This is a genomic window from Martelella sp. FLE1502 (assembly GCF_053484255.1).
Map to the genome: position 1 here is coordinate 64,262 of NZ_JBAKFQ010000006.1, position 19,652 is coordinate 83,913.

At 61.7% G+C, this 19,652-nt stretch carries 19 protein-coding genes; 8 read left to right on the forward strand and 11 right to left on the reverse strand.

Annotation, left to right across the window (positions count from 1 at the left end; translation table 11 throughout):
• Positions 1–6: 6 nt before the first annotated feature.
• Positions 7–672 carry a YggS family pyridoxal phosphate-dependent enzyme gene (locus tag V6767_RS07360; protein ID WP_448472863.1) on the reverse strand — a complete coding sequence of 222 codons (666 nt, stop codon included), beginning with the start codon at positions 670–672 and terminating at the stop codon, positions 7–9.
• A 165-nt stretch (positions 673–837) separates the two neighbouring features.
• On the opposite strand from V6767_RS07360, the gene leuS reads away from it, so the two are divergent.
• From leuS to holA, 3 genes are read left to right on the forward strand one after another with little or no spacing between them, the layout of a single operon-like run.
• A complete protein-coding gene (gene leuS, locus V6767_RS07365; protein WP_448472864.1) occupies positions 838–3,468 on the forward strand; it encodes a leucine--tRNA ligase in 2,631 nt (876 codons plus the stop codon).
• Positions 3,455–4,015: a hypothetical protein gene (locus V6767_RS07370; protein ID WP_448472865.1), complete on the forward strand. Its 561-nt coding sequence runs from the start codon at positions 3,455–3,457 to the stop codon at positions 4,013–4,015. The genes leuS and V6767_RS07370 overlap by 14 nt, the downstream gene beginning before the upstream one ends.
• A 12-nt stretch (positions 4,016–4,027) precedes the next feature.
• Positions 4,028–5,068, forward strand: a complete 1,041-nt coding sequence (holA, locus tag V6767_RS07375) for a DNA polymerase III subunit delta (RefSeq protein ID WP_448472866.1) — start codon at positions 4,028–4,030, stop codon at positions 5,066–5,068.
• Positions 5,069–5,302: 234 nt separating this feature from the next.
• On the opposite strand, the gene V6767_RS07380 is transcribed toward holA, so the two are convergent.
• From V6767_RS07380 to V6767_RS07420, 9 genes are all read right to left on the reverse strand, one after another.
• The gene (locus V6767_RS07380; protein WP_448463647.1) at positions 5,303–6,175 is read right to left on the reverse strand and encodes a ParB/RepB/Spo0J family partition protein; all 873 of its coding nucleotides are present in this window, start codon (positions 6,173–6,175) and stop codon (positions 5,303–5,305) included.
• A gap of 13 nt (positions 6,176–6,188) precedes the next feature.
• Positions 6,189–6,992, reverse strand: a complete 804-nt coding sequence (locus tag V6767_RS07385) for a ParA family protein (RefSeq protein WP_448472983.1) — start codon at positions 6,990–6,992, stop codon at positions 6,189–6,191.
• Between the two features lie 14 nt (positions 6,993–7,006).
• Positions 7,007–7,624, reverse strand: a complete 618-nt coding sequence (rsmG, locus tag V6767_RS07390; RefSeq protein ID WP_448472867.1) for a 16S rRNA (guanine(527)-N(7))-methyltransferase RsmG — start codon at positions 7,622–7,624, stop codon at positions 7,007–7,009.
• 3 nt (positions 7,625–7,627) lie between these two features.
• Positions 7,628–9,475 (reverse strand): tRNA uridine-5-carboxymethylaminomethyl(34) synthesis enzyme MnmG, encoded by a 1,848-nt coding sequence (mnmG, locus tag V6767_RS07395; protein WP_448472868.1) that lies wholly within the window; start codon positions 9,473–9,475, stop codon positions 7,628–7,630.
• Positions 9,476–9,606: 131 nt separating this feature from the next.
• The gene (gene mnmE, locus V6767_RS07400; protein ID WP_448472869.1) at positions 9,607–10,917 is read right to left on the reverse strand and encodes a tRNA uridine-5-carboxymethylaminomethyl(34) synthesis GTPase MnmE; all 1,311 of its coding nucleotides are present in this window, start codon (positions 10,915–10,917) and stop codon (positions 9,607–9,609) included.
• Between the two features lie 351 nt (positions 10,918–11,268).
• The gene (rho, locus tag V6767_RS07405; RefSeq protein WP_448429988.1) at positions 11,269–12,534 is read right to left on the reverse strand and encodes a transcription termination factor Rho; all 1,266 of its coding nucleotides are present in this window, start codon (positions 12,532–12,534) and stop codon (positions 11,269–11,271) included.
• 199 nt (positions 12,535–12,733) lie between these two features.
• A complete protein-coding gene (gene hemJ, locus V6767_RS07410) occupies positions 12,734–13,264 on the reverse strand; it encodes a protoporphyrinogen oxidase HemJ (RefSeq protein WP_448472870.1) in 531 nt (176 codons plus the stop codon).
• 27 nt (positions 13,265–13,291) lie between these two features.
• Entirely contained in the window at positions 13,292–14,317 is a 1,026-nt protein-coding gene (gene hemE, locus V6767_RS07415; protein WP_448472871.1) for a uroporphyrinogen decarboxylase, read from the reverse strand.
• Between the two features lie 175 nt (positions 14,318–14,492).
• Positions 14,493–14,684 (reverse strand): hypothetical protein, encoded by a 192-nt coding sequence (locus V6767_RS07420; protein WP_448472872.1) that lies wholly within the window; start codon positions 14,682–14,684, stop codon positions 14,493–14,495.
• 41 nt (positions 14,685–14,725) lie between these two features.
• On the opposite strand from V6767_RS07420, the gene V6767_RS07425 reads away from it, so the two are divergent.
• From V6767_RS07425 to dnaQ, 5 genes are read left to right on the forward strand one after another with little or no spacing between them, the layout of a single operon-like run.
• The gene (locus tag V6767_RS07425; protein WP_448472873.1) at positions 14,726–15,547 is read left to right on the forward strand and encodes a pyruvate, water dikinase regulatory protein; all 822 of its coding nucleotides are present in this window, start codon (positions 14,726–14,728) and stop codon (positions 15,545–15,547) included.
• A gap of 18 nt (positions 15,548–15,565) precedes the next feature.
• Positions 15,566–16,180, forward strand: coding sequence for a Maf family protein (locus tag V6767_RS07430; RefSeq protein ID WP_448472874.1), 615 nt, complete (start codon positions 15,566–15,568; stop codon positions 16,178–16,180).
• Positions 16,173–17,033 (forward strand): shikimate dehydrogenase, encoded by an 861-nt coding sequence (locus V6767_RS07435; protein WP_448472875.1) that lies wholly within the window; start codon positions 16,173–16,175, stop codon positions 17,031–17,033. Before V6767_RS07430 ends, V6767_RS07435 begins: the two co-directional genes overlap by 8 nt.
• Positions 17,030–17,653, forward strand: coding sequence for a dephospho-CoA kinase (gene coaE, locus V6767_RS07440; protein ID WP_448472876.1), 624 nt, complete (start codon positions 17,030–17,032; stop codon positions 17,651–17,653). The genes V6767_RS07435 and coaE overlap by 4 nt, the downstream gene beginning before the upstream one ends.
• Positions 17,653–18,366, forward strand: a complete 714-nt coding sequence (dnaQ, locus tag V6767_RS07445; RefSeq protein ID WP_448472877.1) for a DNA polymerase III subunit epsilon — start codon at positions 17,653–17,655, stop codon at positions 18,364–18,366. Before coaE ends, dnaQ begins: the two co-directional genes overlap by 1 nt.
• A 275-nt stretch (positions 18,367–18,641) precedes the next feature.
• On the opposite strand, the gene V6767_RS07450 is transcribed toward dnaQ, so the two are convergent.
• A complete protein-coding gene (locus tag V6767_RS07450) occupies positions 18,642–19,532 on the reverse strand; it encodes an NAD-dependent epimerase/dehydratase family protein (RefSeq protein WP_448472878.1) in 891 nt (296 codons plus the stop codon).
• Positions 19,533–19,652: the final 120 nt, after the last annotated feature.

Below are 19,652 nucleotides of genomic sequence, written 5' to 3' on the forward strand. Positions count from 1 at the left end.
AGCTCGTCAGTTCGAATAATCCCGTTCGCCGAATATTGCGGAGCCGACGCGCACGCTGGTGGCGCCGAAGGCGATCGCGATCTCGTAATCGCCGGACATGCCCATGGAAAGCTTATGCACGCTGTTTTCGGTCGCGAGATCGTGCAGCAGCGCGAAATGCGGACCAGGGTTCTCACCCGCTGGCGGGATACACATCAGGCCCTCGATCGTGAGGCCGAGCTCGTCGCGGCAGAGCGCGAGGAAGGCTTCGGTTTCGCGCGGGTCGATGCCGGCCTTTTGCGGCTCGTTGCCGGTGTTGACCTGGACATAGAGACGCGGCGCCCTCCCCTGCTTTGCGATCTCCTTCGCCAGCGCGCGGGCGATCTTTTCGCGATCGACGGTCTCGATCACGTCGAAAAGCTTTACTGCGTCCTCGGCCTTGTTGGATTGCAGCGGCCCGATGAGATGCAATTCGATATCTGGGGTCTCTTCCTTCAGCGCCGGCCATTTCTTCTGCGCTTCCTGAACCCGGTTTTCGCCGAAGACCCGCTGGCCGGCTTCGATGGCGGGGCGGATAGCGTCGGCGTCATGGGTCTTGGAGACGGCGACCAGAGTGACGCCCGTGCGCTCGGCCTCGTGTTCGGCGGCCCTGATCCGCCCCAGCACCTCTTCCAGATTTTCGCACACGCCCATATCGTCACACCTCACATTGCCATTGCGGCGTCACCATATGGCAAAGGCATCCGGCGAGGCAACGGCGGAAGGCCCGTTTCCGGGCCGTTTTGCTTGACGCTGAAGCGCTTTCATGGTGAAGCTCACCGCCAAAATCCCCAAGAAAAAGAACCGAGCAAATCCGACATGGCATCCGAACGTTACAATCCGCGTAAAGTCGAACCCGAGTGGCAGAGCCGGTGGAATGACGACAGCGTCTTCGTCACCGACAATGCCGACCCGCGCGAGACCTATTACGTGCTCGAAATGTTTCCCTATCCCTCGGGACGCATTCATATCGGCCATGTCCGCAACTATGCCATGGGCGATGTCGTGGCCCGCTACAAGCGCGCCCGCGGCTTCAACGTGCTGCACCCGATGGGCTGGGACGCCTTCGGCATGCCGGCCGAAAACGCCGCGATGCAGAACAAGGTCCATCCCAAGGACTGGACCTACGACAATATCGCCACCATGCGCAATCAGCTGAAATCCATGGGCCTGTCGCTCGACTGGACCCGGGAATTCGCGACCTGCGATGTCGAATATTACCAGCGCCAGCAGCACCTGTTCCTCGACATGCTTGAAAAGGGCCTGGTCTACCGCAGGGAATCCAAGGTCAACTGGGACCCGGTCGACATGACCGTGCTCGCCAATGAGCAGGTGATTGAGGGGCGCGGCTGGCGCTCCGGCGCGCTCGTCGAACAGCGCGAGCTGACCCAGTGGTTCTTCAAGATCACCGATTACGCCCAGGAGCTGCTGGACGCGCTCGATACGCTCGATCACTGGCCGGAAAAGGTCCGGCTGATGCAGAAGAACTGGATCGGCCGCTCCGAGGGCATGATGGTGCGCTGGGACATCGCCAGCGGCGATGCCGGCGGCATGGAAGACATCACCGTCTACACCACGCGCCCCGACACGATCTTCGGCGCATCCTTCCTGGCGATTTCCGCCGACCACCCGCTGGCCAAGGAAGCGGCGAAGCGCGACGACAAGGTCGCCGCCTTCTGCGAGGAAACGCGCCGCGCCGGCACATCGGTGGCAGCACTCGAGACCGCCGAGAAAAAGGGCATCGACACCGGCATAACCGTGCGCCATCCCTTCGACGAGAACTGGGAGCTGCCGGTCTATGTCGCCAATTTCGTATTGATGGATTACGGCACGGGCGCGATCTTCGGCTGCCCGGCCGGCGACCAGCGCGACCTGGACTTCGCCCGCAAATATGACCTGCCCGTCACCCCGATCGTGATGCCGAAGGACGGCGATGCGGCGACATTCGCGATCGGCGACGAGGCCTATACCGATGACGGCGTGATGATCAATTCGCGCTTCCTTGACGGCATGAGTACGACCGAAGCCTTTGAAGCGATTGCGCAAAAGCTGGAAGCCGAGACAGTGCGCGGCGCGCCCCGCGGCGAACGCAAGGTCAATTTCCGCCTGCGCGACTGGGGCATTTCGCGCCAGCGCTATTGGGGCTGCCCGATCCCCGTGATCCATTGCGAGGATTGCGGCGTGGTGCCCGTGCCGAAGGCCGACCTGCCGGTGAAGCTGCCGGACGACATCGACTTCGAAAAGCCCGGCAACCCGCTCGACCGCCACCCGACATGGCGCGATGTCGCCTGCCCGTGCTGCGGCAAGGCCGCGCGGCGCGAGACCGATACGATGGACACCTTCGTGGATTCGAGCTGGTATTACACCCGCTTCACCGCGCCGCGCGAGGATGCGCCGACCGATCCGGCGATTGCCGACCGCTGGCTGCCTGTCGACCAGTATATCGGCGGCATCGAACACGCGATCCTGCACCTGCTCTATTCGCGCTTCTTCACCCGGGCGATGAAGGCGACCGGCCATGTGAACCACGATGAGCCGTTCAAGGGGTTGTTCACGCAAGGCATGGTGGTGCACGAGACCTATCGCCTCGGTGGCAGCGGTACGTCCGGAAGCTGGGTTTCGCCGACCGATGTGCGGATCGAGGAGACCGACGGCATCCGCAAGGCATATCTTCTGGAAACCGGCGCGGAAGTGACGATCGGCTCGATCGAGAAAATGTCGAAGTCAAAGAAGAACGTCATCGATCCCGACGATATCCTGGCGACCTATGGCGCCGATACCGCGCGTTTCTTCGTGCTGTCGGATTCGCCGCCGGACCGCGATGTGGTCTGGACCGAGGCCGGCGTGCAGGGCACGTTCCGCTTCGTGCAGCGCATCTGGCGGCTGGTTTCCGAGGCCGCGCCTGCCCTTGCCGCCGTCGAGGCGAAAGCCGGCGCGGACGGCAAGGCGCTGGAGGTTTCCCGCGCCGCCCACAAGACGCTGAAGGCGGTTGCCAGCGATATCGAGGCGCTGGCCTTCAACAAGGCGATCGCCCGGATCTACGAACTGGTCAACGTGCTGGCGGCGCCGCTGACGGAGGCGGCCGAGGGCAAGGCGGATGCGCAAATGCTGGCCGCGTTGAAGGAGGCGAGCCTGTTCCTGACCCATTGTTTTGCGCCGATGATGCCGCATCTGGCGGAAGAATGCTGGAAGGTGCTCGGTGGTGAAGGTATGATCGCCATGGCCGCATGGCCGGCCTTCGATGCCGGGCTGACGGCCGACAATGAGATCACCCTGCCGGTGCAGGTGAACGGCAAGAAGCGCGGCGAACTGACCGTTGCCCGCGATGCCGATCAGGACAGCATCAAGGCGGCGGTGATGGAACTGGAAGCGGTGGCGCGCGCGCTGGAAGGCAAAACGCCCAAGAAAGTGATCGTCGTGCCGCAAAGGATCGTGAATGTTGTTGTCTGACCGTCTTTTCCGCACCGCTTTGCCGGCAGCGGCCCTTGCCGCGCTGATGGCGCTTTCCGCCTGCCAGGTCCGCCCGCTTTATGGCGGCGCGGAGGGTACGGCGCTGAATGCCAAAATGCATCAGCTCGCCTTCAACACGCCGACCACGCAGGTGGCGCAATATGTGCTGAACGACCTGATATTCATGACCGCTGGCGGGCTCGGCGAAAGCGCCGATCCGAAATATGACGTCAATGTTTCGGCCTTTGCGATTACCTCCGAGGTTCTGGTTGACGATTCCTCCGATACCGCAAGCGCGGGCCGCACCATCGTGACGGCGGATTATTCGCTGCGCCGCCGCTCCGACAGCAAACTTCTGTCCTCGGGCCGCCGCAAGGCGATTGCGCTTGTCGATTTCCCCTCGCAGGAATTCGCGCGCCTGCGCGCCATCCGCGATGCCGAGCAGCGTGCCTCGAAGGAAGTGGCCGAGATCATCAATGCCGATCTCGCCATCGCGCTCAACAAGGAGCCTCCGGAGGTTCTGCCGCCCGCCCCTGCCCCGCAATAGACAAAGGCCCCGATGACCGAGATAAAGTACCATCAGTTTGACGGCTTCCTGCGCCAGGATGCACGCAAATATCGGGTATTTCTGGTCTATGGACCCGATCGCGGCCTCGTCAGCGAACGCGCCGCGCTGATCGCCAAGGGCACGGGCGTGCCGCTGAATGACGCCTTTGCGGTGATGAAGCTCGACAGCGGCGATGTCGATGCCGGGCGGATCATGGACGAGATGGGCGCGATCGGCCTGTTCGGCGGGGAGCGGCTCGTCTGGGTGCGCGCCGGCGGCAATGACAAGGCGCTTGCGGACGTGCTGAAGATGCTGGGCGACAGCCCGCCCGAAAGCGCCTCGCTGATCATCGAGGCCGGCGAGCTGCGCAAGGGCACGGCTATGCGCAAGGCAGCGGAAAGCGCCCGCTCCATCGCGGCCATACCCTGCTATGCCGACGACGCTCGCGCGCTTAACGCATTGATCGATCAGGCTTTATCCGATGCTTCGCTCAGGATAACCCCGCCGGCGCGGCAATTGCTGCTGTCGCTCATCGGCGGCGACAGGCTGGCCACCCGCAACGAGATCGACAAGCTCGTGCTTTATGGCCGGGGCCTTGACGTCATCACCGAGGAGCACGTCGCCGCCGTGATCGGCGATGCCAGCGCGATTTCCGCCGACGACGCGGTGGATGCCGTGCTTTCCGGCGATATGGCGGCCCTGCGCCATGCCATGGCCAAGACGGCGCAGTCGAAAACGCCGATTTTCCTGATCCTGAACGGCTGTATCCGGCAGTTTCACCTGCTCGACCAGATGCGCGCCGAAATGGAAAGCAAGCGCCTGCCCGCCAGCCAGGTGATGCAGACTCATGGGCGGCACATCTTCTTCAAGCGCAAGCCGATCTTCGAACGCGCGCTTGGCGCCTGGAACAGCGCCGCGACGGCGCGGGCGCTCAGGCTGTTAGCCGATACCGTGCTGAAGACACGCCAATATCCCGAGCTTGAGGAAAGCATTGCGATGCAGACCCTGCTTTCGCTCTCGCTGCGGTCAAACCGGGCGGCGACGCGGGCCTGACATTTGGAAGGCGGGGAACGGAGTTTGCCTTCTGTTGAGGGGCTGCTGTCATGTCAGAATGCGTTCCCTCAACCGTCACCCCGGACTTGATCCGGGGTCCAGGGCCGCTCCGACGGGCGCATCAAAAGAGTGTTTTTGGCTAAGGCTTTGCCATAAGGCTGGGACGGCGGATCTTATAATGCAAACCGGAAACTCTTACAGCCATTTGAATTTCAACAGAAAAATTGTGTCATATCAATTTGGCGTGCGATCCAGGCGACGGCACAGATCGTCAAGCTGGTCGAGCGTCTTGTAGCTTATCCGGATCTGCCCGCCATTGGTTTTATGGTCGATCACGACTGACAGTCCAAGCCGATCGGAGAGCGTTTGCTCCAAAGCCAGCGTGTCAGCGTCCTTCTGACGCGGCGCCCGGTTGCTCTGGCCGCCACCCTCTATCGCCTTCTGCGCCAGCTTTTCGGCATCGCGCACCGAAAGGCCGCGCTCGACGATGGTGCGCGCAAGGCTTGCCGGGTCGGGCGTGGAGATCAGGGCGCGAGCATGGCCGGCCGACAGAGCGCCCTCGGCCAGCATGGTCTGGACGCCTTCGGGCAGCTTCAGCAGCCGCAAACTGTTGGCAACATGGCTGCGGCTCTTGCCGATGATATCGCCGAGATCGTTTTGGGTATAGCCATGCTCGGCGATCAGCAGTTCATAGCCATTGGCCTCCTCCAGCGGATTGAGATCGGCACGCTGGACATTCTCGACGATTGCGATTTCCAGCGCCGTGCGATCGTCCACGTCGCGGATCAGCGCCGGTACATCGGCAAGGCCCGCAAGCTGCGCCGCGCGCCAGCGGCGTTCGCCGGCGATGATCTCATAGCGTTGCGCACCAATGGTGCGCACCACGACCGGCTGGACGATGCCGTGCTGGCGCACGGAGGCGGCAAGATCGCGCAGATCCGCTTCCTCGAAATGGCGGCGCGGATTGCGCGGGTTTCGGGTGATGAATTCAATCGGAATCCGGCGATCGGCCGTCACCGGAGCACTGGCTTCTTCGGGCTTCTCGATATCGCCGATCAGGGCGGCGAGACCGCGGCCGAGACGCCGTTTGGAATTGTCATCACTCATCGCATTCACCATGTTAATCGCATAACGCCGCTGCCAGCGCGCGCTCACGCTGGATGATTTCCGAGGCAAGCTGGATATAGGCTTGGCTGCCCTGGCATTTGAGATCGTAAAGGATCACCGGCTTGCCGAAGGACGGCGCCTCCGACACCCGGACATTGCGCGGAATGAGCGTCTTGTAGACCTTGTCGCCCATATAGTCCCGCACATCGCTGACCACCTGCTGGGCCAAATTGTTGCGGCTGTCATACATGGTCAGTACCACGCCCTGGATTTCCAGCTTGGGGTTGATGGTGCTGCGCACCTCCGAGACGGTGTCGAGCAACTGGCTGAGCCCCTCCAGCGCGAAGAACTCACACTGCAACGGCACGAGAATGGCGTTGGCCGCGCCCATGGCGTTCATCGTCAACAGATTGAACGAAGGCGGGCAATCGCAGAACACATAGCGGTAATTGCTGATATCGCTATGCGACAGCGCATCGCGCAGCTTGAACACCCGACGGGGATCGCTAGCGATCTCAAGCTCGAAACCGAGCAGATCGAGCGTCGAGGGAACGATATCGAGATTGGGAACGGCCGTATGCACCGCGGCCTCCGCGACCGTCTTCTCGCCGATGAGCACATCATAGGCCGAAATTTCGCGCTGATTGCGCTCGATGCCGAGCCCGGTGGACGCATTGCCCTGCGGATCGAGGTCGACAATCAGGACCTTTTCGCCAATGGCGGCGAGCGCGGTTGCCAGGTTGATCGCCGTCGTCGTCTTGCCGACGCCGCCCTTCTGGTTGGCGACGGTGATGATCCGGGTTTTCTGGTTCATGATCGTCCCGCCTGTCTTCAAAGAACCGGTGCAAGGCGCGCGATTTCGAGGATTACGGAGCCGGGCTCGACCTTGCTTTCATGTTTTACCAGATCGAACGTCCATCGGTCACGCGCTTTGTCGAGCTCGCGCTGATAATCCCGCCCCTTGTGGAAAAAAGCCCGGAAAGACGCGTCCGCGGAAAACCAGGGCGCGGCATAGTCCAGCAGCTGATCGAGCGACGCAAGCGCCCGCGCCGACATCAGCTGCGGCGCTTCGATCTCCGCCGGCGCTGTTTCGGCGCGAATGGCATGAACACTGGCACGCGCACCGGTCTCGCGGATCGCGGTGCGCAGGAACGAGGCCTTCTTGTTGTTGCTCTCGACCAGATGCACCCAGCCCTCGCCGGCCTCGGCCAGAAAGATCGCCGTCACGATGCCCGGAAAGCCGCCGCCGCTGCCGAGATCGATCCAGGTCTTCGGCTCCGAGGCCAGTTGAAACAGCTGCGCGCTGTCGGCGATGTGCCGATCCCAGATCTGCTGGCGGGTGGACGGCGCAACCAGATTGATGGCCTTCGCCCATTTCTCAAAATGGCTGACGAAGCGGTCCAGCCGCGCCTCTGTTTCACGTGAAACATCGATGCCGTTCAACTTCATCGCTCAGGCCGCCCGCAGCTTCAACCTCACCAGCAGCAGCGAAAGCGCCGCTGGAGTCATGCCGTCAATCAGGCTTGCCTGCGCGATGGTCGCGGGTCGCGCCGCCGAGAGCTTGCCTTTCAGCTCGTTGGAAAGACCGGACAGGCTGTCATAGTCAAACTCCTGCGGTATCGCCCTGCCCTCGTCGCGCTGGACCTCAGCGATATCCGCGGCCTGCCGATCAAGATAGACGGCGTAGGAGGCTTCAATTTCCAGCGCGCTCTGCACCGCTTCCGGCATATCGGAGAGCTCTGGCCAGATCGCCGCGAGCCCACCGAAATCCTGCTCCGGATAGGCAAGTAGATCATAGGCGCTGCGACGCTGACCGTCCTGATTGAGCTTCAGCCCGTGGCGGGCGGCCTCGTTGGGGGTCAGGGAACGGCCTTTCAGCGCCGCCCTGCCCTCATCGATCGCCGCCATATAGGCCGTGAATTTTTCCCGCCGTTCGTTGGACGCGATACCCAGCGCCACCGCCAACGGCGTCAGCCGCTGGTCGGCATTGTCGGCGCGCAGCGTCAGCCGATACTCGGCGCGCGAGGTAAACATGCGATATGGCTCGGCCACGCCCCGCGTGGTGAGGTCGTCGATCATCACGCCGATATAGGAGTCCGTGCGCGAAAGGGTTACGGCCTTGGCACCGGACGCCAGCATCGCCGCGTTCAGCCCGGCGACCAGCCCCTGCGCGCCCGCTTCCTCGTAACCGGTCGTGCCGTTGATCTGGCCCGCCAGGAAAAGTCCGCCAAGCTTTTTCAATTCAAGCGAGGCCGACAGTTCGCGCGGATCGACGTGATCATACTCGATCGCATAGCCCGGCTGCAGGATCGTCACCTTCTCCAGGCCGGGGATCGCGTGAATGAAGGCGTCCTGAACCTCTTCCGGCAAGGATGTCGAAATGCCGTTCGGATAGACCGTCGGATCGTCCAGACCCTCCGGCTCGAGAAAAATCTGGTGCCCATCGCGATCGCCGAAGCGCATGATCTTGTCTTCCACGGACGGGCAATAGCGCGGTCCGACGCCTTCGATCTGACCGGAATACATCGCCGAAAGACCGATATTCTCGCGGATGATGTCATGCACCTTCGGCGTTGTCCGGGTGATGCCGCAATCGATCTGCGGGTTCTGCACCCCGCTCGTCATGAAGGAGAATGGCGTCGGATCGGCATCAGCGCTCTGGCGGTCCAGCGATTCCCAGTCGATCGTCCGACCATCCAGTCGCGCCGGCGTGCCGGTCTTCAACCGACCGAGGGAAAGCCCAAGCCGCGCAAGTGTCGCCGAGAGGCCGACGGACGCTGCCTCGCCGACCCGGCCGGCAGGAATTTTCCGGGTACCGATATGGATCAGGCCCCGCAGAAACGTGCCGGTGGTCAACACCGCCGCGCCGCAGGCAAAGCGCTGGCCATCACCGAGGATGACTGCGGAAACCCGGCCATTGGCGGTTTCCAGATCGAAGACATCGCCTTCGATAATGTCGAGATTGTCGATCCCGGAGAGCGCCGCCTGCATCGCCTGCCGGTAGAGCTTGCGATCCGCCTGGCTGCGGGGGCCGCGCACGGCCGGCCCCTTGCGGCGGTTCAGCATACGATACTGGATCGCGGCGGCATCGGCGACGCGGCCCATCAATCCGTCAAGCGCATCGATCTCGCGCACGAGATGGCCCTTGCCGAGCCCGCCGATCGCGGGATTGCAGGACATCACGCCGATGGTTTCCCGGCGATGGGTGATCAACGCGGTTTTGGCGCCAGCGCGGGCCGCGGCGCTGGCGGCCTCGCAACCTGCATGGCCGCCGCCGATGACGATGACATCATAGGACATTCGTGACTCCATGGCTCGACGGGTCATCGCCCGGAGCCTTTCTCCGCCGCCTGCGCGGCCGGGGTATTTTTAAGGCGTTGTGCCGTTTGTCGGCGGGCGAGTCAAGATTGTTTCACGTGAAACAAACGCGCTCACTTGCCGACGCAGAACGACGAGAAAATCACATCCAGCAGATCCTCGACATCCACCCGGCCGGTGATCCTGCCAAGTGCAACAGCCGCCTGCCGCAACGCTTCGGCGGGTATTTCCGGCGAGTGATCCCGGGCAGCCAGCGCCGCCTTAATCTGATGCAGTGTTTCCTTCAGATAACCAACCTGACGATCGCGCACCGGCAGCGACAAGGATGCGCCGGCAAGCCGGGCTTCGAGCCGCGCCTTTATCATCTCGACCAGGCGATCCATGCCCGCGCCTGTTCGCGACGAAATCAGTAGGTCAAAGTCGGCCTCGGCTCCGTTCGCGGTGTCCGCCTTGGTGCCGATCCGCAGGCATTCCCCTTCGAAACGTTCCGCTGGGTGACCTGACCCTGTATCACTGAGGGAAAGGATCAGATCCGCCTCCTCGAGCAGGGCCCGGGCGCGACGCATCCCTTCCGCCTCGACGACATCATCGCTGTCGCGCAGACCGGCGGTATCACACAGCCGAACGGCATAGCCGTCGAGATCGAGATAGACTTCCAGAATATCGCGCGTCGTACCGGCGACATCGGTGACGATCGCGACATCGCGCCGCGCAAGCGCGTTCAGAAGGCTGGATTTGCCGGCATTGGGCGGACCGGCGATCACAACACGATAACCATCGCGGATGATCTCCCCCGCCCTGCTGCCGGCAATGTGGCTTTCGATCTGGCGACCAACGTCCTCGACCGTGCCCCAGATCGTGGCCGAAACCGAACCCGGAATATCGTCCTCATCGGAAAAATCGAGTTCGGCCTCAATCATCGCCCGCGCATGGGTCAGTTCGCGCGCCCAGCCATCATAAAGCTCGGAAAGCCCGCCGCCAGCCTGTTCCAGCGCCAGCCGTCGCTGCATCTCGGTTTCAGCGGCGATCATGTCGGAAAGTCCCTCGGCCTCGACGAGATCGATCTTGCCGTTTTCAAACGCCCGGCGGGCAAACTCTCCGGCCTCGGCATGCCGCAGCCCCAGACCGGCCAAGCGATCGAGCATTGCCCGCACCACCGCGCGCCCGCCGTGAAGCTGGAACTCGATGCAATCCTCGCCGGTGAAGGAGGCCGGGCCGGCAAAGGCCAGAACCAGAGCCGTGTCCATCGGAAGGCCTGCGCCATCAACAAGCCTCATCAGGCGCGCCTTGCGGGGTTCCGGCACGGCGCCGGCAATCGCGAGGCAACAGGAAAATGCATCTTTTCCCGACACCCGCACCACCGCCACGCCGGAAGGCAAGGCGCCGCTCGATAGCGCGTAGATAGTGTCGCCGGCAGCGGACATTTTACGGAAACCTATTTTATTTCAATGGGTTAATATGAATGAAGCATTACTAGAATTAACGCTCCATCGCTTAGTCAGAGCATTGCCGCTTGCTCCCTATACTCTCTCCCGCTGGCGGGAGAGATGCCCCGAAAGGGGCAGTGAGGGTGGTGCGGCTTTTCGTCTCGCGAGGGCGTTCGCGGGGAAACTCTCCCCCCTCACTGTCGCTTTCGCGACATCTCTCCCCGCCGGGGCGAGAAGATTGGGGGCTATGCGGCGAATGCCACGGGGGTCCATCCCACCTTCAATGCCGTACACAACCAGTTGCAGATAGGCCTCGGCCAGACAAAACTCGCCCGGCCCCCGCCCCGCTCAGGTATTCATCGACTCGAAGAATTCGGCGTTGTTCTTGGTCTGCTTCAGCTTGTCGATCAGGAATTCGATGCCGTCCGTGGTGCCCATGGGGGCGAGGATGCGGCGGAGGACGAAGATCTTCTGCAGGTCTTGGCGCGGCACGAGCAGGTCTTCCTTGCGAGTGCCGGACTTGAGAATGTCCATGGCCGGAAAGATGCGCTTGTCGGCGACCTTGCGATCGAGAACGATTTCCGAGTTGCCGGTGCCCTTGAACTCCTCGAAGATCACCTCGTCCATGCGGCTGCCGGTGTCGATCAGCGCGGTTGCGATAATCGTCAGCGAACCACCCTCCTCGATATTACGCGCCGCACCAAAGAAGCGCTTGGGGCGCTGCAGCGCATTGGCGTCAACGCCGCCGGTCAGCACCTTGCCGGAGGACGGCACAACGGTGTTATAGGCGCGGCCAAGACGGGTGATGCTATCGAGCAGGATCACGACATCGCGGCCGTGCTCCACCAGGCGTTTTGCCTTTTCGATAACCATTTCAGCGACTTGCACGTGGCGAACGGCTGGTTCATCGAAGGTCGAGGACACCACCTCGCCATTGACCGAACGCTGCATGTCGGTCACTTCCTCGGGCCGCTCGTCGATCAACAGCACGATCAGGAAACATTCCGGGTGGTTGGCGGTGATCGAATGGGCGATATTCTGCAACAGCACGGTTTTACCGGTGCGCGGCGGGGCGACGATCAGACCGCGCTGGCCCTTGCCGAGCGGCGCCACCAGATCGATGACGCGGGCCGAATTGTCCTTGGAGGTCGGGTTGTCGAGCTCCATCTTGAAGCGCTCATTGGGATAGAGCGGCGTCAGATTGTCGAAGTGGACCTTGTGACGGATCTTTTCCGGATCGTCGGAATTGATGGTGTTGACCTTGAGCAGGGCGAAATAGCGCTCGCCCTCCTTCGGTCCGCGGATCGGCCCTTCAACAGTGTCGCCGGTCTTCAGCGCGAAGCGGCGGATCTGGGAGGGCGAAATATAGATATCGTCCGGGCCAGGAAGATAGTTGGCATTGGCCGAACGCAGGAACCCGAAACCGTCCTGAAGGACCTCGACAACGCCCTCGCCGATGATCTCGACGTCCTGGGCGGCAAGCATTTTCAGGATGGCAAACATGAGTTCCTGTTTGCGCATCGTGCTCGCGCCCTCGACTTCGACGGATTCGGCAAAGGCAAGGAGATCGGTAGGCGTTTTACTCTTCAGTTCCTGAAGCTTCATTTGAGACATGAAGAAAACCGTGATGTTGTCATGATGATAGCAAGGCCGGTTGCGCTGGTAGAGCAGTGCCAATTCGGATTGGCAAAGGGGGATACTTTCGCACAGCCTTTTGGATGAGTGGCCGGAAGATACTGATTTGCCGCTGTCGTTACAAGAGCAAAAACCGCATTTTTATCGCCAAAACCGGCCGAATCCGTTCATCAAATGATTAAAACGGCTTCAAAACCACCATTATGACGATAATGATCATCAAAACGGTCGGCGCCTCGTTCACGATCCGCCAGTGTTTCGCGCTCTTGGTTCGCTTGTCCGCCGCAAAATCCTTCATCGCCTTGCTGAGATAGCCATGGACGCCCGACAGCAGGAACACCGCGAAAATCTTGACATGCAGCCAGCCGCCGGAAAACCGGAAACCCTCCCAGGCGAGGTATAGACCGAAGATCCATGTCAGAATCATGGCCGGGTTGATGATCGCCTTCATCAGCCGGTATTCCATGACCTTGAAGGTTTCCGAACTCTCGGAACCGGGCGTCGTGTCGGTGTGATAGACGAACAGGCGCGGCAGATAGAACATGCCCGCCATCCAGGCGATCACCGCCATAATATGGATTGCCTTGGCCCAGAGATAGAAGTTGTCGCGGTCGAAGATGTAGATGCCAAGACAGAGGGCCAGAAACACCAGCAGCGCCGTCATTGCCCGTCCTGCCGCCTTGCTGCCGGCGTTGTTCTGATCTGCCACTTTGCGTCCTCCCCGGACCTTATATGTCTATTCTTCGCCTCTGACGAGCCGCACCAGCGCCGCCACATGCTCGGGATCGGCCTCGGGCGTGATTCCGTGGCCAAGATTGAAGATCAGCGGCCCGTCCGCAAGGGCTTCCAGAATGGCAAGGGCGCGGCTTTTCATCGCATCGCCTCCGGCGACCACTGAAAGCGGATCGAGATTGCCCTGCACCGGCCCGTCCTTCTGCAGGTCCCTGGCGACGGAAAGCGGGACTGTCCAGTCGAGGCCGATCGCATCCGCGCCGGTCTTTGCCCTGTAGGTGGAAAGGTTTGGCCCGGCGCCCTTGGCGAAGGCGATGATCTTGGCACCCGGATGCGCTGACCGCACCTTCGCAACGATCCGTGCGACGGGTGCCGCGGCAAAATCCGCAAAATCCTGTTCTCCGAGAACGCCGGCCCAGCTGTCGAATATCTGCACCGCGCCGGCACCCGCCTCAAGCTGGCGGATCAGGTAATCGGCCGAGAGATCGGCGAGGTAGTCGAGCAGCCTCAAAAATTCGCGTCTGTGGCGATAGGCAAACAGCCGCGCCGGCGCCTGGTCGGGCGTGCCGCGCCCGGCAATCATATAGGTCGCCACCGTAAAGGGCGCGCCGCAAAAGCCGAGCAGCGCCGTTTCCTCCGGCAGCTCCCGGCGTATCCGCTTCACCGCTTCGATGACCGGATCGAGCCTGACTGCGTCATAGCTCTTTTCAAGAGCCATGATGCCCTCTGCGTCAATCGGATCGAGTCTCGGTCCTTCCCCTGCCTCAAAGCGGACATTGCGCTTCAGCGCATCGGGAATGACGAGAATATCGGAAAACAGGATCGCCGCGTCAAAGCCATACCGCCGGATCGGCTGCAACGTCACTTCCGTTGCAAAATCGGGATTGTAGCAGAGGTTCAGAAAGCCGCCGGCTTTCTCCCGCACGGCACGGTATTCCGGCAGATAGCGCCCTGCCTGTCTCATAAGCCAGATCGGCGGCGGGTTTACGGTCTCGCCATCCAGCACCCGCTCCAGTGCCCTTTTCGCCATATCCCCAGCCTCGCCTCTAAATGAATCTTGTTCTATTCGGTTTCTTTTATTTCTTAGAGTCTGTGACGATCAAGGATTAAAGCTTTTGCCGCGGTCATGAGTCATTTCCACGGTTTCCAGTTTCGGACAGACAATTTTCGGCACCCGGATTCCGGCAGACCGGGGATTGCGCCGCTCACCTCAATGGATTCAGCGCCTTCCGGCTCTGGCGCAAAGCTGAAACCCTGTGTAAAACCCAGGCAAAAGCGGTGCGGCGGCCGGCTTTGTCCCCGTTTTCAACAGGCTGGATTTCATGCTTTCCGTATTTGAGCATATGTGGATAAACGTTCCCGCTTCCCACAGGCGAAACCCGGACAAGATTTTTCATCCCGGTTTCTCCAGCGTTATGAACAGCAGGCGAAGGACATCGTGGAAAACCGGAAAAATTTCTTTCACCTGCATCTGATCTCCGATTCGACGGGCGAAACGCTGATCTCGGCCGGGCGCGCGGTTTCCGCCCAGTTCGGCGGCCATGAGCCGATCGAGCATGTCTATCCGCTGATAAGAAGCCGCAAGCAGTTGCTCACCGTCCTGCGCGCGATCGATGAAGCGCCGGGCATCGTTCTCTATACAGTGGTCAACGAGGAGCTTTCCGCCCTGATCCACGAGATGTGCCGCGATATGGGGGTGCCGAGCGTCAATGTGCTGGAGCCGGTGGCCGCCGTGTTCCAATCCTATCTCGGCACCACGCTGCAACGCCGGGTCGGGGCCCAGCACAGCCTCAACGAGGATTATTTCGCCCGCATCGAGGCGCTGAATTTCACCATGGAGCATGATGACGGCCAGATGCCGGAGACCTATGACGAGGCCGATATCGTCATATTGGGGATCAGCCGGACATCGAAAACGCCGACCTGCGTCTATCTCGCCAATCGCGGCGTCAAGGCTGCCAATATCCCGATCGTGCCCGGCGTGGCGCTGCCGGACAGTCTCTATCGTGCGCAAAAACCGCTGATCGTCTGCCTGATCGCTTCGACCGGGCGGATTTCGCAGGTTCGCGAGTTCCGCGAATTCGGCGCCGGCGGGGATCATGGCAAGAGCGATTATACCGACCGCGCCGTCATTGCCGAGGAGTTGAAATATGCCCGCTCGCTGGCCGCCCGCAATGACTGGCCGATCATCGACGTCACCCGCCGCTCGATCGAGGAGACGGCCGCCGCCATCCTCGCCCTGAAACACCAGCGCGGCTGAAGAGCCTGAGGGAGAAATATGAACGCCACCGATGAAAGACCCGCGATCGTGCTCGCCTCCACCAGCCGGTCCCGCCGGTCCCTGCTCGAGAATGCCGGCCTCGCCTTCACCGCCGTAAAGCCCGATGTCGACGAACGCGCCATCGAGGCCCCCTATCTGAAAGAGGGTGTAACACCGGCCTTCCTGGCGGGCCTGCTGTCGCGCGAAAAGGCGCTCGATGTTTCGACGCGGGCGGAAAATGCGTTTGTGATCGGCGGCGACCAGGTGATGGAATTCGAAGGCCAGCCCTATTCCAAACCGGAAAGCCGGGAGGAGGCCCGCGATCATCTGAAGCGGCTTTCGGGCAAAAGCCATTCGCTGATCAGCGCATTCGCGATTGTCAGAAACGGCGAAATCCTGTTCGAGGCGGCGGAGACGGCGCGGCTCACCATGCGCACGCTCGATGATGCGGCGATCGAGCGCTATCTCGCGCTGCTTCCGGACCACGTGCTTTTTTCCTCCGGCGTTTACCAGCTCGAAGGGCCGGGCGTGCAACTGTTTTCGAAAATCGAGGGCGATTTCTTCACGATACTGGGCCTGCCGATGCTGACGCTTTTGAAGGGCTTGCGCAAACTGGGAGCGATTGATGAGTGATTCACGTGAAACGGCAAAGCCAAGGGCCTGCGTTATCGGCCATCCGGTGGATCAGTCGCGCTCGCCTCTGGTGCATGGCTACTGGCTGAAGAAATACGGCATTGACGGAGAGTATGTCCGCCAGGATGTCGCGCCCGGCGCGATCGGCGAATTCATGGAGAAGCTGCGCTCCGGCGAGCCCGGCTATGTCGGCTGCAATGTCACCATGCCCTACAAGGCCGCAGCCTTCGAGCTTGCCGACGAGCGCGACGAGCTTGCAACGACGCTCGGCGTTGCTAACACGCTGTGGGTCGAGGACGGCCGCATCCACGCCACCAATACCGATGGCTTCGGCTTTGCCAGCAGTCTCGATGCGCTCCACCCCGGCTGGGATTATGCCGAGCGCGCGGTGGTGCTGGGTGCCGGCGGCGGCGCCAGCGCCGTGGTGCTGGCGCTGAAGAATCGCGGCTTTTCCCATGTCCATATCGTCAACCGCACGCTGGCGCGCGCCTCCGAACTCGCCTTCAGGCTCGGCGATCGGGTCCATGCCCACGACATGGACAATCTCGAAGCGGTGATGGAAGGCGCGGGCCTGTTCGTCAACACCACCTCGCTCGGCATGAAGGGCGGCGCGGTGCCGGATTTCGATTTTTCGCCGATGCATGAAAACGCGATCGTCGCCGATATCGTCTATGTGCCGCTCGAAACCCCGATCCTCAAACAGGCCAAACAACAGGGCTTTAGAACCGCAGAGGGCATCGGCATGCTGCTCTATCAGGCCGTGCCCGGTTTCGAGAAATGGTTCGGTAGGACACCTGAGGTCGATGACGGGCTGATGGCCGAAATCCTCGCCGACCTTGGGGAAACCGCATGATATTGGTCGGCCTCACCGGATCGATCGGCATGGGGAAATCGACCACGGCGGGTTTCTTCGCCGAGGCCGGGATGCCGGTCTTCAACGCCGATGACGTCGTGCACCGGCTTTACCGCGGCCGGGCGGTGGAACCTGTGGAAGCCGCCTTCCCCGGCGTCACCGTCAACGGCGCGATCGACCGGCAAAAGCTCAGCGCCGCGCTTGCCGGCAAGGCGGAAAACTTCAAGCGGCTCGAGGCGATCGTCCATCCGCTGGTGCGCGAAGAACGGCGCGCCTTCCTGGAACAGGCGAAGGCGGCCGGCGCGCCGATCGCGGTTCTCGATGTGCCGCTGCTTTACGAGACCGGCGGCGAACGCGATGTCGATTATGTCGTGGTCGTCACCTGCGATCCGGAAATTCAGCGCGAACGCGTGCTCTCGCGGCCGGGAATGACAGTGGAAAAACTGGAAACCGTGCTGAAACAACAGCTCCCCGATAGCGAAAAACGGGCGCGTGCCGATTATACTGTCGATACCGGACATGGCATGGACGCGGCGCGCGCGGCGGTAACCGCGATCATTGCCGACCTGAAAAAACGAGGCCCGCGGGCCACAAGGGACAGCACGAGGGACAGCATCTGATGAAGGCGCAGCGCGATATCATCTTCGATACCGAAACCACCGGCATGGACAAGAATGACGACCGGATCATCGAGATCGGCGCCGTCGAACTGATCGACCATTTTCCGACCGGCCGCACCTTCCACGTCTATATCAATGCCGATGGCAAGACCGTGCACCCGGAAGCCCTGCAGGTGCACGGAATCACGGATGAATTCCTGCAGGACAAGCCGAAATTCTCGGAAATCGCCGATGACCTTCTGGCCTTTTTCGACGGTGCGCGCTGGATCGCCCACAATGCGTCCTTCGATATGGGCTTCATCAATGTTGAACTCGGCCGGCTGGGCAAGGGCCCGATCGCCGATGACATGGTGCTCGACACGCTGGCGCTGGCGCGGCGCAAGCATCCGATGGGCCCCAACAGCCTTGATGCGCTCTGCAAGCGCTATGCGATCGACAACGCCCACCGCACCAAGCACGGCGCGCTGCTCGATGCCGAGCTGCTGGCGGAAGTCTATATCGAGATGTCGGGCGGCCGGCAGGCGGCGTTCCGGCTCGTCAATGCCGGCGATGGCGACCAGTATGACGCCGACGGCAATGTCCGCAAACTCCCCCCCCTCGTCCGCCCCCGCCCGCTTGCGCCGCGCGTCCATCCCGAAGAGCTGGAGGCCCACGCGAAAATGGTCGCCGAGATCGGCGACAAGGCGCTGTGGAATTCGGTGGCGGTGGAGTAGCGGGCGCGGCGGCTTGCCGCGCCTGATCTCCCCCTTGAGGGCAGGCGAACCGCATATGGCGTAGCGGCTTGCACCCAATACTCTCTCCCGCTGGCGGGAGAGAGGCCCCGAAAGGGGCAGTGAGGGTGGCGCAGCATCTCAAAACGTGAGGGCGTTCGCGGGGAAATACTCCCCCCTCACTGTCGCTTTCGCGACATCTCTCCCCTCCGGGGCGAGAAGATTGGGGGGCTATGCGGTCAAGCCATATGCGACAGCCGTTGTTTTTTCCCCGCGCCTCATTTCACATACTTACGCCAGTCATGTTCCTCCCGAAACCCCAGAACCTCGCGGATTTTGCGGTTGGAGAGCGGGGCCTCGTATTCGTCCAGTTCGCGGGTGATCGACGTGTTGGGAGCATATTTGGCGAGGAAGCTTGCTGTCGGTTCGTTGGCGGTGATGGTGTCGTTGGTGGCGTTGAACACCTGAAAGCCGAGGCCATCCTTCTCAAGGCAGAGATCGACGATCTGGCCGAGATCGCGGGCGTCGATATAGCTCCAGGCATTGCGCTTGCGCGAGGGCGGATCAGCGAGGAAGCCCGGGAAATTGACGTAGTCTTCCGGCGAGATCACGTTGCCGATCCTGAGCGCGTAGATGTCGGCGCCAAAACGCATGGCAAACGCGCGGGCGGTCTTTTCGTTGCAGACCTTGGAAAGCCCGTAGCTGTCCATAGGGTCGACATCGTAGTCCTCTTCCAGCGGGAACGACTTGAAATCCTTGTCGCCCTCGGTGAAGCAGACGCCATAGGTGGTTTCGCTGGAAGCGATGATCACCTTTCGTACGCCAAGCTTCATCGCCGCCTCGATGACATTGTAGGTCGAGACCACATTGGTCTCATAGGTCACATTGTCGGGTTGCAGCAGCACGCGGGGCACGGCGGCGAAATGGACGACCGCGTCCGGCGCCTTCGGCAGCTGGCCGCTCTCATAGCCATCGAAGCCGAAATGCATCGACAGCGCGTTGAAAACCTCGCCGCTCTTGGTCAGATCGGTGGTGAGCGTATTCACGCCCGGATGGTCGAGCGGTTTCAGGTCGAGATTGAGGACGCTGTGACCCCTGTCCAGAAGATAGGGAATGACATCGCGGCCGGCCTTGCCGCTGCCGCCGGTGAAAACGATACGCTTGCTCATGAATTCCTCGCTGCCCGCCACCTGGAAATGGCGGCTTTTCCCGATCCGTTCACACGGCGCGAAACGGCCGCTGCCCGCTTTTATCGTCTTTGCCCCCCGACCGACAAGCCGGGGCGGTGA